Source organism: Chelatococcus sp. CO-6, assembly GCF_001271345.1.
Classification (GTDB): Bacteria; Pseudomonadota; Alphaproteobacteria; order Rhizobiales; family Beijerinckiaceae; genus Chelatococcus_A; species Chelatococcus_A caeni.
Genome location: NZ_CP012398.1, coordinates 3,943,516 through 3,959,628, shown reverse-complemented (window position 1 = coordinate 3,959,628; position 16,113 = coordinate 3,943,516). Strand labels below are relative to the sequence as shown.

General features: G+C 67.9%; 14 protein-coding genes. 11 read left to right on the top strand and 3 right to left on the bottom strand.

Annotated features, from left to right (window positions below; all coding sequences use genetic code 11):
* The first annotated feature begins 100 nt into the window (after positions 1-100).
* The 3 genes from AL346_RS18525 to rimO all read left to right on the top strand — a co-directional run bounded on the left by AL346_RS18525 (position 101) and on the right by rimO (position 3,649).
* Positions 101-1,033, top strand: a complete 933-nt coding sequence (locus tag AL346_RS18525) for an SMP-30/gluconolactonase/LRE family protein (RefSeq protein ID WP_019401339.1) — start codon at positions 101-103, stop codon at positions 1,031-1,033.
* Between the two features lie 19 nt (positions 1,034-1,052).
* Positions 1,053-1,880 (top strand): glucose 1-dehydrogenase, encoded by an 828-nt coding sequence (locus AL346_RS18520; RefSeq protein WP_019401340.1) that lies wholly within the window; start codon positions 1,053-1,055, stop codon positions 1,878-1,880.
* A 452-nt stretch (positions 1,881-2,332) separates the two neighbouring features.
* Positions 2,333-3,649, top strand: coding sequence for a 30S ribosomal protein S12 methylthiotransferase RimO (rimO, locus tag AL346_RS18515; RefSeq protein WP_019401341.1), 1,317 nt, complete (start codon positions 2,333-2,335; stop codon positions 3,647-3,649).
* Positions 3,650-3,655: 6 nt separating this feature from the next.
* Here the strand turns inward: rimO and AL346_RS18510 are convergent, their stop codons facing one another.
* Entirely contained in the window at positions 3,656-4,267 is a 612-nt protein-coding gene (locus tag AL346_RS18510) for a pyridoxamine 5'-phosphate oxidase family protein (RefSeq protein ID WP_019401342.1), read from the bottom strand.
* A gap of 506 nt (positions 4,268-4,773) precedes the next feature.
* Here AL346_RS18510 and AL346_RS25970 point away from each other — a divergent pair.
* The 7 genes from AL346_RS25970 to AL346_RS18475 all read left to right on the top strand — a co-directional run bounded on the left by AL346_RS25970 (position 4,774) and on the right by AL346_RS18475 (position 12,069).
* Positions 4,774-5,814, top strand: a complete 1,041-nt coding sequence (locus AL346_RS25970; protein ID WP_053193936.1) for a septal ring lytic transglycosylase RlpA family protein — start codon at positions 4,774-4,776, stop codon at positions 5,812-5,814.
* 79 nt (positions 5,815-5,893) lie between these two features.
* The gene (locus tag AL346_RS18500; protein WP_019404770.1) at positions 5,894-7,099 is read left to right on the top strand and encodes a D-alanyl-D-alanine carboxypeptidase family protein; all 1,206 of its coding nucleotides are present in this window, start codon (positions 5,894-5,896) and stop codon (positions 7,097-7,099) included.
* Between the two features lie 9 nt (positions 7,100-7,108).
* The gene (gene tmk / locus AL346_RS18495; RefSeq protein WP_019404771.1) at positions 7,109-7,795 is read left to right on the top strand and encodes a dTMP kinase; all 687 of its coding nucleotides are present in this window, start codon (positions 7,109-7,111) and stop codon (positions 7,793-7,795) included.
* A complete protein-coding gene (locus AL346_RS18490) occupies positions 7,785-8,870 on the top strand; it encodes a DNA polymerase III subunit delta' (protein ID WP_019404772.1) in 1,086 nt (361 codons plus the stop codon). The genes tmk and AL346_RS18490 overlap by 11 nt, the downstream gene beginning before the upstream one ends.
* A 27-nt stretch (positions 8,871-8,897) precedes the next feature.
* On the top strand, positions 8,898-10,463 hold the full coding sequence (metG, locus tag AL346_RS18485; protein WP_019404773.1) for a methionine--tRNA ligase: 1,566 nt from the start codon (positions 8,898-8,900) through the stop codon (positions 10,461-10,463).
* Positions 10,463-11,266, top strand: coding sequence for a TatD family hydrolase (locus AL346_RS18480; protein WP_019404774.1), 804 nt, complete (start codon positions 10,463-10,465; stop codon positions 11,264-11,266). Before metG ends, AL346_RS18480 begins: the two co-directional genes overlap by 1 nt.
* Positions 11,263-12,069: an MBL fold metallo-hydrolase gene (locus tag AL346_RS18475; RefSeq protein ID WP_026015591.1), complete on the top strand. Its 807-nt coding sequence runs from the start codon at positions 11,263-11,265 to the stop codon at positions 12,067-12,069. The genes AL346_RS18480 and AL346_RS18475 overlap by 4 nt, the downstream gene beginning before the upstream one ends.
* A gap of 13 nt (positions 12,070-12,082) precedes the next feature.
* On the opposite strand, the gene AL346_RS25435 is transcribed toward AL346_RS18475, so the two are convergent.
* Together AL346_RS25435 and AL346_RS18470 are read right to left on the bottom strand one after the other, a co-directional pair.
* A complete protein-coding gene (locus AL346_RS25435) occupies positions 12,083-12,253 on the bottom strand; it encodes a hypothetical protein (protein WP_019404776.1) in 171 nt (56 codons plus the stop codon).
* A 134-nt stretch (positions 12,254-12,387) separates the two neighbouring features.
* A complete protein-coding gene (locus AL346_RS18470) occupies positions 12,388-14,580 on the bottom strand; it encodes a malate synthase G (protein ID WP_019404777.1) in 2,193 nt (730 codons plus the stop codon).
* A gap of 420 nt (positions 14,581-15,000) precedes the next feature.
* Here AL346_RS18470 and AL346_RS18465 point away from each other — a divergent pair, with 420 nt between their 5' ends.
* Positions 15,001-16,080: a TRAP transporter substrate-binding protein gene (locus AL346_RS18465; protein WP_050996779.1), complete on the top strand. Its 1,080-nt coding sequence runs from the start codon at positions 15,001-15,003 to the stop codon at positions 16,078-16,080.
* The last annotated feature ends 33 nt before the right edge of the window (positions 16,081-16,113 follow it).

Sequence of the window (16,113 nt, the reverse complement as noted above, 5' to 3'; positions counted from 1 at the left end):
CCTCATTCAAGCCTCTTGCGTCCCGCGCGGCGATCGTCTGAAGCGATGGCGGCCCGGGCGCGCCTTTTCAAGAATAACGGCGATCCGGGAGAGAATGCCCATGCTGAGCGATGATTTCGAGGTGATCGACCCGCGCTTCTCGCGCCTCGTCTTCGGCAATGTCCATCTCGAAAAGCTCTATACCGGATGCCGCTGGGCCGAGGGGCCGGCCTATTTCCCGGCGGGGCGCTATCTCATCTGGTCGGATATTCCCAACAACCGCATCATGCGCTGGGACGAGACGGACGGGTCCGTCTCGGTCTTCCGCCAGCCGGCCCGGAACACCAACGGCCACACGGTCGACAGGGAAGGGCGCCTCGTCTCCTGCGAGCATCAGGGGCGCTGCATCTCGCGCACCGAGCCGGACGGTTCCGTGCGGATCCTCGTCGATCGCTTCGAGGGCAAGCGGCTCAACTCGCCGAACGATGTGGTCGTGAAATCAGACGGCACGATCTGGTTCACCGACCCGACCTACGGCATCGATTCCGACTATGAGGGGGATGCGGCGCCGTCCGAGATCGGCGCGTCCCACGTCTACCGCTTCGATCCGGCGGATGGCTCGATCGCGGCCGTGGCGACCGATTTCGTCAAGCCCAACGGCATCGCCTTCTCGCCGGACGAGCAGCTGCTCTATGTGGTCGACACCGGCGCGACCCATGTCGAGGACGGGCCGCGCCACATCCGCCGCTTCAAGGTCGGCGCGGACGGGCGGCTCGGCGGCGGCGAGGTCTTCGCCACCTGCAGCCACGGCCTTTTCGACGGCCTGCGCATCGACGTCCACGGCAATGTCTGGACGAGCGCCGGCGACGGCGTCCACTGCTTCAATCCGGACGGCGTTCTCCTGGGCAAGATCCGCGTGCCGGAGGTGGTGGCCAACGTCTGTTTCGGCGGCCCCAAGCGCAACCGCCTCTTCATCTGCGGAACGACCTCGCTCTATGCGGTCTACCTCAACACGAGGGGCGCCTCCCGGCCCGGCGAGCCGCACGCCTTCTGACGCCAGGACCTGACGCATCATGACCTTTCACGCTCTCAATACGCAGCGCCTCGAGGGGCGCACGGCCATCGTGACCGGCGGCGCGCGGGGCATCGGCCTCGCCGTCGCGCGCCGCTTCGCCGCCGAAGGGGCGACGGTCGCCGTCAACGACCTGGCGGATGCCGACACGATGGCGGCGGCGCTGGCGGCGGTGCAGACGGCCGCGGCGGATGCCGGGCACGGCGAGCGCCCGCATCTGGCGCTGGCGGCGGACGTATCCGTGCCGCGCGCGGTCGACGCGATGGTCGAGGAGGCGGTCTCCGCCTGGGGGCATGTCGACATCCTCGTCAACAATGCCGGCATCCAGGCGCCGACGCCGGGGGACGCCTTCGACGACGCGGTCCTGACGCGCATTCTCGCGGTCAACCTCGTCGGCGCGGCCAATTGCGCCCGCGCCGTCGCGCGCCATCTCCTCGCGCGCAAGGCTCCCGGCGCGATCATCAACACGACGAGCGTGCACGAGATCATCCCCAAGCCCGGCTATCTCGCCTATTCCATCAGCAAGGGCGGGCTCGCCAACCTGACGCGGACGCTGGCGCTGGAGTTCGCCGCCAACGGCATCCGTGTCAATGCCGTCGGGCCGGGAGCCACGACGACGGAGCTGAACAGGGGCTGGGTCGAGGACCCGGCGGCGCGGGCCAAGGTGGAAAGCCACATCCCCATGGGTTTCGCCGCCGACGCCGACGACATGGCGCCGGTCTTCGCCTTCCTCGCCTCGGAGGAGGCCCGGTACATCACCGGCCAGACGATCTTCGCCTGCGGTGGCCTGACGCTTTATGCCGATTTCCAGCACAACTGGGCGTCGTAACAGATCGCATAAGAATAAAATTGAATCGATCCTGTCGCGCCGTGCAGTGCACGCGGGCGTTGTGGAAATGCTGTCTTTTCCGATGCGGCATTTTCGGGAGGTATGTGCCGTGCGAATCTGTTATGAATATTTCACGCGATGAAGCCTTCGTCTGACTGGCTGCTTCGGCAACGGGTTGATGTGGTCTTCTTCCATGCGGTCTTGGCAGGCTCCTCCCGAAGCCTTGAGCCCGGCAGTCAGGCACTGCCGGGCTTCTCTTGTGAAACCTTGCGGCATCAAGACCGTTGCGTCGGCGCCCTTTCCGTGCCAATCGAGGCGCCGGATTTTGGCTGGAGCCGTTCCAGGGTGGCGAAGGCCCGGCCCGCGATCCGAGAATACGATCATCATCAAGGACATGATGCGTCGTCCGCGGCTCTCGTCGCGATGCCGGCGCTCAAGCGGTGGCGACAGGCATGGGCGAGCACGCTCCCAAGATCAGTTTCGTTTCCCTCGGCTGCCCGAAGGCGCTCGTCGATTCCGAGCGCATCGTCACGCGCCTCAGGGCCGAGGGCTATGAACTGACGAAGACGCACGAGGGTGCGGACGTCGTCATCGTCAACACCTGCGGCTTCCTCGATTCCGCCAAGGCGGAATCGCTCGGCGCCATCGGCGAGGCCATGGCCCAGAACGGCAAGGTCATCGTCACGGGCTGCATGGGCGCCGAGCCGGGCCAGATCCGCGATCAGTTCCCCGACGTTCTCGCCATCACCGGGCCGCAGCAGTACGAGACGGTGGTCGACGCGGTGCACGAGGCCGTGCCGCCGGCGCACGACCCGTTCATCGATCTCGTGCCAGAGCAGGGCATCAAGTTCACGCCGCGCCACTACGCCTATCTGAAGATCTCCGAAGGCTGCAACAACCGCTGCACCTTCTGCATCATCCCGAAGCTGCGCGGCGATCTCGTCAGCCGCCCGGCCGCGGATGTGCTGCGAGAGGCCGAGCGCCTGGTGAAGGCCGGCGTGAAGGAACTGCTCGTCATCTCGCAGGACACGAGCGCCTACGGCCTCGATCTCAAATATGCGCCGAGCACCCATGGGGGCCGCGAGGTGAGGGCGCGTTTCCTCGACCTTTCGGCGGCCCTCGGCGAGCTCGGCGTCTGGGTGCGGCTGCACTACGTCTATCCCTATCCCCATGTCGACGAGGTCATCGGCCTCATGGCGGAAGGCAAGGTGCTGCCCTATCTCGACATTCCCTTCCAGCACGCCGCCCCGTCGGTGCTGCGGAACATGCGCCGCCCGGCGCATCAGGAGAAGACGCTCGACCGTATCCGCCGCTGGCGCGAGGAGTGCCCGGACCTTGCCATCCGCTCGACCTTCATCGTCGGCTTCCCGGGCGAGACGGACGAGGATTTCGACTTCCTGCTCGAATGGCTGCAGGAGGCCAAGCTCGACCGGGTCGGCTGCTTCCGCTACGAGCCGGTGACGGGCGCGCCCGCCAACGAGATCGCCGCGCCGGTGCCGGACGAGGTCAAGGAAGAGCGCTGGCACCGCTTCATGCAGGCGCAGGCCAAGGTGAGCGCCCAGCGCCTGAAGAGCCGCGTCGGCCGGCGCATTCCCGTCATCATCGACGAGGCGGGACCGACGGTCGCCAAGGGGCGGTCCAAGTGGGATGCGCCGGAGATCGACGGCAATGTCTATGTCGCCTCACGCCGCCCGCTGCGCGTCGGCGACATCGTCACCGTGAAGGTCGAGCGCTCGGACGCCTATGACCTGCACGGCACCGCGGTCTGAGGCTTCTCACCACATCGATTGCCTGGCCCGCTCCGGCCAGGCCTTGTCGTATTCATCACCGCCGACGCGGTCCTGCGACAGGGCGGCGAGGATCGCGCCCGGCGTCGGCAGCGCGTCCGGCGCCACGTGCCTGGACGGGTCCCACAGGCCGGCGCGGATGATGGCGCGTGCGCACTGGAAATAGACCTCGCGCACCTCGATGACGATCACCGTCCGCGGCTGCTTTCCTTCGACGGCGAAGGAGGCGCGCAGCGTCTCGTCCGCCGTCAGCCGGGCCTGGCCGTTGACGCGCAGCGTGCTGCCGGAGCCGGGGATGAGGAAGAGCAGGGCGACGCGCGGGTCGCGCACGATGTTGCGCAGGGAATCGATGCGGTTGTTGCCGTGCCTGTCGGGCAGCATCAGCGTGCGCGGATCGTGGATGCGCACGAAGCCGCGGCCGTCGCCACGGGGCGAGCAGTCGAGCCCCTCCGGCCCACTCGTCGCAAGGGCGACGAAGGGCGAAGCCTCGATGAAGGCGGTATAATGGGGCGTGACGTGATCCGTCACCTTGACCGTCGAGGTCTCGCCGGGCTGTCCATAGATCGCCTTGAGTTCGGCGATGGTCGCGATGGTCTTCATAGGGGCTCCTGGTCCGCCGATACCTCGGATCGATGACGAGGCTATAGCCGATTTGGCCGGCATCACGTGACAGGTTTATTGCGCAGAGGCGCGACAGCCGCGACACCGTGGAACGCACCGCGCGACGACAATGGGGCAGATGTGCCGCAATTCCGTCGCAATCTGAAGGCTCGTTTCGCCTTCGGAACGTGGGCTGCACTTTCGCATTGCAGGCTTGCTTTGTCGGATGTGAGGCCTTAACGCTCCATTCATCGGGTTACAGCGACACTTCGGTGGTGAGTTCAAGTCCAAGGTCCGGCGCATCGGTCGCGCCCTTCCGACGGTAGCTTGCGGCCATCGACAGGCAAGAACGGAACGAGCCGATGCAGCAGATGGATCGAGCGACAACTGAGCTTGGCGCCCCCAAAGCGAACGTTTCCCCGTCCATCGCATCGGCATTTTCCGGTTCCGAAGGCCCCGACGAAGGCCGATCGCCCCTTCGCCTCGCGCTGCAAGGCGCCGGCATCGTGATCCTGGCGCTCGGCCTCGCCAATTGCAGCAGCGCCACACAGAAGGTCGGCACCGCCAAGGTCGATCCCAAGTATGGCGTCGCGCCGAGCCCGCGAGTCGTCGCCGACGGCAAGCCGATCCCCAAGGGCGGTGGCCGTGATCACACCGGCAAAGCCTACAGGGTGGCCGGCAAGACCTACGTTCCGAACCTCAACGAGAAATATACCGCCACGGGCACGGCCTCGTGGTATGGCGCCGACTTCCATGGCCGCCTGACGGCGAACGGGGAAGTGTTCGACAAGCATTCGATCGCAGCCGCCCATCCGACGCTGCCGCTGCCGAGCTACGTGCGTGTCACGAATCTCGCGAACAGCCGGTCGATGGTCGTGCGCGTCAATGACCGTGGCCCGTTCCACGGTGGCCGCATCATCGACGTCTCGCGCAGCGTCGCCGATGCGCTCGATTTCCGCCGCGCGGGCACGGCCCAGGTGAAGGTCGAATACGTGGGCCGGGCCTCGTTGCGCGGCAGCGACGACCGCAAGCTGCTCGCCACGCTGCAGATCGATGGCCGCCCGGCCGGCGGCGGTGCGCCGGTGGCGCCTGTCGCAGCACCGGTCATGGTCGCCTCGGCCGAGCCGGTCCAGCCGGCGCCCGCAGCCGCCGCGCCCAGCATGGCTTATGCGTCTCCCGCCGCCGCGCAGGCGCCGGTCGCGACCGCCGCGGCGAGCGCCATCCCGATGCCGGTGCCGCGTCCCGATTTCGGGCAGCAGGGCGTTGCGATGGCCTCCGCGGCTCCCACTCCCGCGGCGCCCGCGCCGGCGGTTCACCTCCAGCGGGCGGAGGTCGCCACCATCGACGACCTGCTCGACCTCAACACCATTCCGAACGCCGGCGTGCCGGTGGCGGTGGCCGTGCCGCCCGCCGGCAAGCCCGTCGTCGCCAGCCTCTTCTACGCGGCGCCGCAGAACGCCAACGCCCGCTTCGCGGCGGAGACCCCGTTCGCGCTCGTCAAGGAGCAGCGCTTCGTGTCGTTCCGCAAGGGAACGGCGGCCAACTGAGGGCAGCTCCGCCGCATACGTTGATTTTGCGGCGCCGGCATCGCACATTCCCCCTCCATATGGGGGAGCGATGTCGGTTTTGTTGTCCGTATCGGGTTTCGGCCGGAGCATCGGCCGGCGTCTGATTGCCGTTTTCCTGGCGCTCGCGTGCCTTGCCGCCGCAGGAACCGCCACGGCGCAGACTTTCCAGACCTCGGCCGATTTCGCCATCCTGATGGATGCGCGCACGCGCGGCATCCTGTTCGCCAAGGCGCCCGATGCGCCAATGGTCCCGGCCAGCCTCGTCAAGGTCATGACCGCGGCCGTCGTCTTCGAGGAGATCAAGGCCGGCCGCCTGTCGCTCGAGGACACGTTCGCCGTCTCCGAGAACGCCTGGCGGCGGGGCGGGGCGCCGTCCGGCGGCTCGACGATGTTCGCCATCGTCAACAGCCGCGTTCCCATCGCCGACCTCCTGCGCGGGCTCATCGTCCACTCCGGCAACGACGCAGCCATCGCGCTGGCGGAGGGCATCGCCGGCACCGAGGAGAACTTCGCCCGCCTCTTGAACGAGCGGGCGAAGGCGATCGGGCTGCGGAACAGCACCTTCCGCAACGCAACCGGCTACGCCGACCCGGAGCAGCGGACGACGGCGCGCGATCTCGCCGAGCTCTCGCTCTACCTCGTCGAGAACTTTCCGGATCTGTACGCGATATTCGGCGAGCGGGAATTCACCTGGAACAAGATCCGGCAGCAGAACCGCAATCCGCTGCTCGCCATGGACATCGGCGCCGACGGATTGAAGACGGGCAATCTCGCGGAATCGGGCTACGGGCTGGTCGGTTCGGCGGTGCGCGACGGCCAGCGGCTCATCGTCGTGCTCAACGGCCTGCCCAACGCGCGCGAGCGGGGCAACGAGGGACGCAAGCTGCTCGACTGGGGCTTCAACAATTTCGAGACGCGCGAGCTCTTCAAGTCCGGCGAAGTGATCGACGAGGCGCAGGTCTATGGCGGCGCGAGAGGGCGCGTCCCGCTCCTCGCCAGGGAGGCGGTGCGGGTGCTGGTGCCGCGCGGCACGAGCGATCGCCTCGACGTGAAGGTCGTCTACCGCGGCCCGCTGCGGGCGCCGGTCGCCGCGGGCATGGAGGTCGGCCACCTGCGCGTCACGCGCGACGATGTCGACGCGCTCGTCGTCCCGCTATACACAGGCGAGGCGGTGGAGTCGGGCAGCCTGTCGCAGCGCGCCTTCGATGCGCTGTTCGAACTCAGCACCGGCGCCATTCGCGATGCGCTGAGCAAGCTATTGTAAGAGGCCGTCTTGCCGGGAGAAACGCGGTCGCCGGGCCGGTTCATCACGTTTGAAGGCGGCGAGGGGGCGGGCAAGTCCACCCAGGTGGAGCGCCTGCGCAGCCGCCTGTCGCAACACGGCCTCGACGCCGTCGCGACGCGCGAGCCGGGCGGCGCGCCGCGTGCCGAGCGCATCCGCAGCTTCCTGCTCGCCGGCAAGGCCAAGGCGCTCGGACCGGCGGCCGAGGCCATCCTCTTCTCGGCCGCCCGCAACGACCACCTCGAGACGACGATCCGCCCGGCGCTGGCGCGCGGGCAATGGGTGCTGTGCGACCGCTTCTGCGATTCGACCCGCGCCTATCAGGGGGCGCTGGGCGATCTCGATCCGGCCTTTCTCACCCGCCTCGAGGAGGTCGTCGTCGGCCCCACGCGGCCGGACCTGACGTTCATCCTCGACCTTCCGCCGGAACTGGGCCTGGCGCGGGCGGATGCGCGCCGGCAGGCGCGAAGCGAGGCGACCGACCGCTTCGAGGCGGAGGATATCGGCTTTCACCGGGCACTTCGCGCCGCCTTCCTGGCGATCGCCGAGGAGGAGCCGGCGCGCTGCGTCGTCATCGACGCGAGCCGCGGCGCCGATGCCGTCGCGGCCGACATCTGGTCGCATGTGGAGGCCCGGCTTCTCGGGGCAACGATCGGGGAGGCGGATGATGGCGCGTGAACCGGCGTCCACGCAGCAAGAAGGCGTCGAGCCGGACCGCTACGGCCTCACGCCGCACCCGCGCGAACGTTTCGACCTCGTCGGCCATGGCGAGGCCGAGCGCGCCTTCCTCGATGCCTGGCGGGCCGGCCGCCTGCACCATGCCTGGCTCATCGGCGGGCCGCGCGGCATCGGCAAGGCGACCTTCGCCTACGGGGTGGCGCGCTTCCTGCTCGCCAATCCCGATCCCGCCGCGGCGCCTGCGGTGCGGGACCTCGCCGTCGCGCCGGACCATCCGGTGGCGCGCAAGGTGGCGGCCTTGTCGCATCCCGACCTCGTCGTCTTGCGGCGCACGCCGGGCACCGACAAGAAGGGCCCGTCGAGCGTCATCGCCATCGATTCCGTGCGGCGCGCCCTTGCCGTCTTCGGTTCCACTGCGGGCGCGGGGGGCTATCGCATCTGCATCGTCGACAGCGCCGACGACCTCAATGTCGCGAGTGCCAACGCGCTCCTGAAGGTCGTCGAGGAGCCGCCGCCGCGCTCCATCTTCCTCATCGTCTCGCACAGCCCGGGCCGCGTCATGGCCACGATCCGCTCGCGCTGCCGCAAGCTGACGCTGGGAGAGCTCGCGCCGGACGAGATCGAGACGGTCGTGGAGGGGCTCGGTGCGCCCTGGGATGCGATCGAGCCCGGCCTCAGGGCGCGCGCGGCCGCCCTGGCGCAGGGCTCGGTGCAAGGCGCGCTCGAACTCCTCGACGAGGAGCGCATCGCCCTTGTCGAGCGGGTGCGGGCGATGCTCGCCCGCCTGCCGGCGCTCGACATGCGCGAGGTGCTCGGCCTTGCCGAGCTCTGCGCGGGCAGGGACGGCGAGGAGGCCTTCGCGGCCCTCATGGCGACCATCGACATGTTCGTCACGCAGACCATTCATGCCCGGGCGGCTGAAGGCGCGGCTCGCCTTGCGCCCTTGGTCGAGGTGTGGGAGAAGAGCCGCGGTGCGGCGCGCGAAGCGCAGGTGCTCAATCTCGACCGCCGCCCCCTGGTTCTGTCGATATTCAACGACCTGGCAGGCGCCCTCCGCCACGGCGAAGCCGCCTGAGCCAGCGATATTCGGACACGGTTGGGCATGGGCCATCCCGAGACCTTCTACATCACGACCGCCATCTCCTATCCGAATGGCGCGCCGCACATCGGCCACGCCTACGAGGCGGTGGCGGCCGACGCCATCGCCCGCTTCAAGCGGCTCGACGGCTACGACGTCTTCTTCATGACCGGCGTCGACGAGCACGGCCTGAAGATGACGCAGACGGCGGCGAAGGAAGGCATCGGCCCGCGCGAACTGTCCGACCGCAACACGGCGCTCTTCGAGAAGATGTGCGATGCGCTCGCCGTGGCGCGCGATCGCTTCATCCGCACGACCGAGCCCGCCCATTACGCCGCCTCGCAGGCGCTGTGGAAGCGCATGGCGGACGCCGGCGACATCTATCTCGACACCTACGCGGGCTGGTACTCGGTCCGCGACGAGGCCTTCTACGACGAGAGCGAGACCACGCTGAACGCCGACAGCGTGCGCCTCGGCCCGCAAGGCACGCCGGTGGAATGGACGGAGGAGAAGACCTACTTCTTCCGCCTCTCGGCCTATCAGGACCGGCTCCTCGCGCTCTACGAGAGCAATCCCGACTTCATCGGCCCGGAAGGCCGGCGAAACGAGGTGATGAGCTTCGTCAGGGGCGGGCTGCAGGACCTCTCGATCTCGCGCACCACACTGACCTGGGGCGTGCCGGTGCCGGACGCGCCCGGCCACGTCATGTATGTGTGGGTCGACGCGCTCACCAACTACATCACCGGGCTCGGCTATCCCGACACCGAGGGCTCGCCGCGCTGGCGCTACTGGCCGGCGGACGTGCACATCATCGGCAAGGATATCGTGCGCTTCCACGCCGTCTACTGGCCGGCCTTCCTGATGTCGGCTGGGCTGCAGGTGCCGAAGCGCGTCTTCGGCCACGGCTTCCTGTTCAACCGCGGCGAGAAGATGTCGAAGTCGGTCGGCAATGTCATCGACCCCTTCGCGCTCGCCGGCACCTACGGCGTCGACCAACTGCGCTACTTCTTCCTGCGCGAGGTGCCCTTCGGCCAGGACGGCAACTACAGCCACGAGGCCATCGTCAACCGCATCAACGCGGACCTCGCCAACGACCTCGGCAATCTCGCGCAGCGCTCCTTGTCGATGATCGCCAAGAACTGCGAGGGCAGGGTGCCCGAACCCGGCGCCTTCACTGCCGCAGACGAAGCGCTGCTCGGCGCGGCGGACGGACTTCTCGCCAAGGCGCGGGCGGCGATGCAGAACTATGCCCTGCATACCGTGCTCGCCGACGTCTGGGCGGTGGTGAGCGAGGCGAACCGCTATTTCGCCGGCCAGGAGCCCTGGGCCCTGCGCAAGAGCGATCCCGCCCGCATGGCGACCGTGCTCTACGTGACGGCGGAGGTGCTGCGCAACGTCGCCATCCTCGCGCAGCCCGTCACGCCGACCGCCGCCGCGCGCCTGCTCGATCTTCTCGCCGTCGATGAAGATCGGCGCCGGTTCGATGCGCTCGGTCCTGCCGGGCGCCTCGCCGCTGGCACCGTGCTGCCGGCACCGGCGCCTGTTTTCCCACGTTTCGTGGAGGAGGAGCTGCAGGAGACCAAGGCCTGATGCTGGTCGACAGTCACTGCCATCTCGACTTCCCCGATTTCGCCAGCGAGCTCGATGCCGTGGTGGCGCGTGCTCGGGCGGCCGGCGTCGGCCATCTCGTCACCATCTCGACGCGCGTCAGGCAGTTTCCGACCTATGCGGCGATCACGGAGCGATTTTCCGGCGTCTCCTGCACAGTCGGCACCCATCCGCACAATGCTGGCGAGGAGCCTGACGTCACGGCCGCCGAGCTCGTCGCGCTGTCGCGCCACCCGCGCTGCATCGCCATCGGCGAGGCGGGGCTCGACTATCATTACGACCGCAGCCCGCGGGACGTGCAGCAGGCGGTGTTCCGCACCCATATCGCCGCGGCGCGGGAGACGGGCCTGCCGCTCGTCATCCATGCGCGTGCCGCAGACGAGGACATGATCGCCATTCTCCGTGACGAGATGGGGAAGGGCGCATTCCAGGCCATCCTGCACTGCTTCTCGTCGGGGCCGGAGCTTGCCCGCGTCGGCATCGAGCTCGGGCTCCATGTCTCCTTCTCCGGCATCCTGACCTTCAAGGGCTCGCAGGAGCTGCGCGACATCGCGGCGCGCGTGCCGCGCGAGCGGCTGCTCGTCGAGACGGATGCGCCCTATCTCGCGCCCGTGCCCAATCGCGGCAAGCGCAACGAGCCCGCCTTCGTGGTGCATACGGTCAAGGTGCTGGCGGAGGTGCACGGCGTGACGGCGTCCGAGATGGCGGCGATCACCACCGACAACTTCCGGCGCCTCTTCACCAAAGCCGATCTCGGCCACGGGGCCGGGGAAAGCGCCGCATGACGCTGACCGTGACCATCCTTGGTTGCGGGTCCTCCGGCGGGGTGCCACGCGTCGGAATGGGTTGGGGAGCCTGCGACCCTGCCGAGCCGCGCAACCGGCGCCGCCGCTGCTCGATCCTAGTCGAGAAGCGGCGCAAGGCGGAGGCGGCGGCGACGACCGTTCTGGTCGACACCTCACCCGACCTGCGCGAGCAACTGCTCGACAGCGACGTGCGCCACCTCGATGCCGTCCTCTTCACGCACGAGCACGCCGACCATACGCACGGCATCGACGATCTGCGTCCGCTGGTGCTGACGATGCGCCGCTGCATCGACGTCTATCTCGACGAACGCACCAGCGCGCAGGTGCGGGCCCGCTTCGGCTATTGCTTCATCACGCCGCCCGGCAGCGACTATCCGCCCATCCTCGTCGAGCACCGCCTCACGAGCGGGCGCGAGGTGCACATCGACGGGCCCGGCGGCACGCTCGCCGCCTTGCCCTTCCGCATGGTGCACGGGAATATCGATGCCCTCGGCTTCCGCTTCGGCAGCCTCGCCTATGCGAGCGACGTCAGCGCCATGCCGGAGGAGGCGAAGGCGCTGCTGCGCGGCCTCGACGTGCTGATCATCGACGCGCTGCGCTACACGCCGCACCCGAGCCACTTCAGCCTCGCGGAGGCGCTGGCGCTGATCGACGAGGTGGCGCCGCGGCGTGCCGTGCTGACCAACCTGCACACCGATCTCGACTACGCCACCCTGAGCCGGCAAGTGCCGGCCCACGTCGAGCCGGCCTATGACGGCATGACGATTACGGTTTCTGATTAAGTTCGATCCGCAACTATCTGTCTTTATTTTCTTTTTTGTGCTTCGGCGTGGGCTGGGTCTGTGACGGCGGATCGCTGGCGGGGAAGGATTCCTCCAGCGCCTCGTCCAGCAGCTCGTCCTGATGCTGCTTCTTCTCAGCCTTGTCGCGCTCCTGCTCGTTGCGGGTCTTGCGCGGATCACCCATGCCCGGCTCCTTCGGTTTCGGCGTAGTGCCACACGACCTCACTGGTCATATGGGAAGCAACGCCGCGGACCGCCATGCGGTTCCGGCCGCATCCGCTCGGCAGCCCGGGCGGAGCAGGGCGGGTGAGGGACAGGTCAGGCCCGGTCCTTCTCCTTGCGCAGACGGCGGAAGCGGTGGAGCAGGGGCTCGGTATAGCCGTTCGGCTGGCGCGTGCCCTCGAAGACGAGGGCGCACGCCGCCTGGAAAGCGAGGGAAGCCTCGAAATCGGGCGCCATCGGACGATAGGTCGGGTCGCCGGCGTTCTGCCGGTCGACCACCGCCGCGAGCCGCTTCAGCGCCTCCATCACCTGATCCTGCGAGACGATGCCGTGGCGCAGCCAGTTGGCGAGATGCTGCGCCGAGATGCGCAGCGTGGCGCGGTCCTCCATCAGGCCGACGTCGTGGATGTCCGGCACCTTGGAGCAGCCGACGCCCTGGTCCACCCAGCGCACCACATAACCGAGGAGGCTCTGGACATTCGTGTCGACCTCCTCCGCGATCTCGTCCGGCGACCAGTTCACGCGGTCGGCCAGCGGCAGCGTGATGAGATCCGCCCGCCGGGCCGGCGCGCGCTTGCGGATCTCCGCCTGCCGGGCCGCGACATCGACCGCCAGGTAGTGGAGGGCGTGCAGGGTCGCGGCAGTGGGCGAGGGCACCCAGGCGGTGGTCGCGCCGGCGAGCGGATGGCCGAGCTTCTGCTCGAGCATGGCATGCATCAGGTCGGGCATGGCCCACATGCCCTTGCCGATCTGCCCGCGGCCGTCGAGGCCGGCGGCGAGGCCGGTGTCGACGTTGCCGTCCTCATAGGCCTTGATCCAGGCGGAGGCCTTCATGTCCGCCTTGCGGATCATCGGGCCCGCCTCCATCGAGGTGTGGATCTCGTCGCCCGTGCGGTCGAGGAAGCCCGTGTTGATGAAGCAGATGCGGTCCCTGGCGGCACGGATCGAGGCCTTGAGGTTGACGCTGGTGCGGCGCTCCTCGTCCATCACGCCCATCTTGAGCGTGTTGCGGGCTAGGCCCAGGGCATCCTCGATGGCCGCGAAAAGCGCATCGGCGAAGGCGACCTCCTCGGGCCCGTGCATCTTGGGCTTGACGATGTACATCTGGCCCGTCGTCGAGTTCGCCCGGCGGCCGGAGGGGCCGATGTCGTGCAGGGCGATGGCGGCGGTCACCATGCCGTCGAGGATGCCCTCGGGGATCTCGCCGCCGTTCTCGTCCAGCACGGCGTCGGTCGTCATGAGGTGACCGACGTTGCGTACGAGCATGAGGCTCTGCCCCTTGAGGCGCAGCTCGCCGCCGCCGGGCCGCTCGTAGCGGCGATCTTCCGCCAGGCGGCGCGTCACCGTGCGGCCGCCCTTCACAAAGGTCTCGACGAGATCGCCGCGCATCAGGCCGAGCCAGTTGCGGTAGACGGCGACCTTGTCCTCCGCATCGACGGCTGCGATGGAATCCTCGCAGTCCATGATGGTCGACAGGGCCGCCTCGAGCTCGATGTCGCTGATGCCGGCCTCGTCGGTGCCGCCGATGGGATGGCCGCGGTCGAAATGCACGACAATGTGAAGGCCGTGCTTTGCGAAGACGAGCGCCTCCGGCGCGTCGCGGCCGCCCGCGAAGCCGACGAATTGTGCTGCATCTGCGAGGCCCGTGACGCTGCCGTCCGCAAGCTGCACCGTAAGCGCAGCGCCGTCGATGGCATAGCGCCGAGCCTCGGCATGCGAGCCGGAAGCCAGCGGCACGTGCTGGTCGAGCACGCGCCGGCCGAAGGCGATGACCTCGGCGCCACGGGCCGGATCATAAGGGCCCTGCGGCGGCTTTACGCCGTCGAGGGCATCGGTGCCGTAGAGAGCGTCGTAGAGGCTGCCCCAGCGGGCATTGGCGGCATTGAGCGCATAGCGCGCGTTCATCACCGGCACGACGAGCTGCGGTCCGGCGAGCTGTGCAATCTCCGGATCCGCGTTCGCCGTCCCCACGGAAAAATCACCCACATCATCAACGATGTAGCCGATTTCCTTCAGGAATTGCTCATAGGCCGCCGCATCGTGCGGCGAACCGGCACGGCTGCGGTGCCACTCGTCGATCCGCGCCTGCAGTGCGTCGCGCTTCTCCAGCAGCGTCCGGTTTTGCGGTGCGAAGGTGGTGATGATCGCCTCGAAACGCTGCCAGAAGACGGCAGGCTCGAGGCCCGTGCCCGGCAACGCTTCCTTGGCGATGAAGGCGTGAAGCGGTGCCGCGACCTTGAGCTTGCCGCATGCGATATATCCGTTCGCCGTCAGGCCAGAACCGCCCATTGCTACCTCCAGAATCTCATTCATCGGCATGCGCCGCCGCGTGGCCGAGCTTTAGGCCAAGTCTAGCCCCCCGGCACCGCGCCGCAATGAGATGGACTTTCAACGCGGGGGAAAAAATGGAACGCGAGGCGAGGGGGGCGGGCCTGAACGCGTGCGATAGCGAAAGGCGAAGAAAGTTGTGCAGTGCGAGAAGGTTGCCTCGGCCTGCGGAGACTGTCGGGGAGGGAACCAATACTGCCGAAAGCGGTTGCGCCTACACGCGAAATGCGGGAACCTTCTTTGTCGCCTCAACCTCGTAGGCCGTCGGAAGCCGGTGCGAACAACAAGAAGAAGGTTGCGGGAGCCGGCTCAGGGAGGAGTACGGACATGGCAACGCGTGAACACGCCAAGCAGACCCGGAGAAGCTTTCTCAAGGGCGGCATGGTCGCCGCCGGAGCAGCCGCCGGTGCGGTTGCGGCTCCGGCCGTGGTCAGCGCCCAGACACCGGTCGTCATCAAGATGCAGACGTCCTGGCCGGCGTCCGATATCTGGATGGATTTCGCCAGGGAATATGTCGACCGCGTGCAGAAGATGTCGGGAGGCCGGCTCAAGATCGACCTCCTGCCGGCGGGCGCCGTCGTCGGTGCCTTCCAGGTGCTCGATGCCGTCAACGACGGCGTCCTCGACGCAGCCCATACGGTGCCCGTCTACTGGTACGGCAAGCACAAGGCCGCCTCGCTCTTCGGCACGGGGCCAGTGTGGGGCGGCAGCGCCGCGACGATGCTGGCGTGGTTCCACGTCGGCGGCGGCAAGGAGCTGTATGCCGAGCTGACGCAGGAGATCCTCAAGCTCAACGTCTACGGCTTCTACGGCTTTCCCATGCCGGCCCAGCCCTTCGGCTGGTTCAAGCGGCCGGTCGAGAAGGCGGCCGACGTCAGGGGCCTCAAATACCGCACCGTCGGCCTCGCCGCCGACCTCCTGCAGCAGATGGGCATGAGCGTGGCGCAGCTGCCGGGCGGCGAGATCGTGCCGGCCATGGAGCGCGGCGTCATCGACGCCTTCGAGTTCAACAATCCCTCGTCCGACCTGCGCTTCGGCGCCCAGGACGTGGCCAAGAACTACATGCTGTCGTCCTATCACCAGGCGAGCGAGTCCTTCGAGTTCCTGTTCAACAAGGACTTCTTCGACGATCTCGACGACGACCTGAAAGCCATCCTGGAATACGGCGTCGAAGCCGCCAGCACGTCGAACTACGCGTCGGCTCTCGACAATTATTCCAGCGATCTGCGCAAGCTGCAGGATGGCGGCGTCAACGTGCTGCGTACGCCGCAGGATGTGCTCGATGCGCAGCTGGCGGCCTGGGACAAGATCATCCCGACGCTGGAGCAGGACGACTACATGCGCCGCGTCATGGAAAGCCAGCGGCAGTTCGTCGAGCGGGTGGTGTTCTACGAGCTCATGAACGCGCCCGATTATGCGCTGGCCTATGAGCACTACTTCCCCGGCAAGCTGAAGCTCTGAGCCCGGCTTGAGAGATCCCGGGCGACCCCTTCG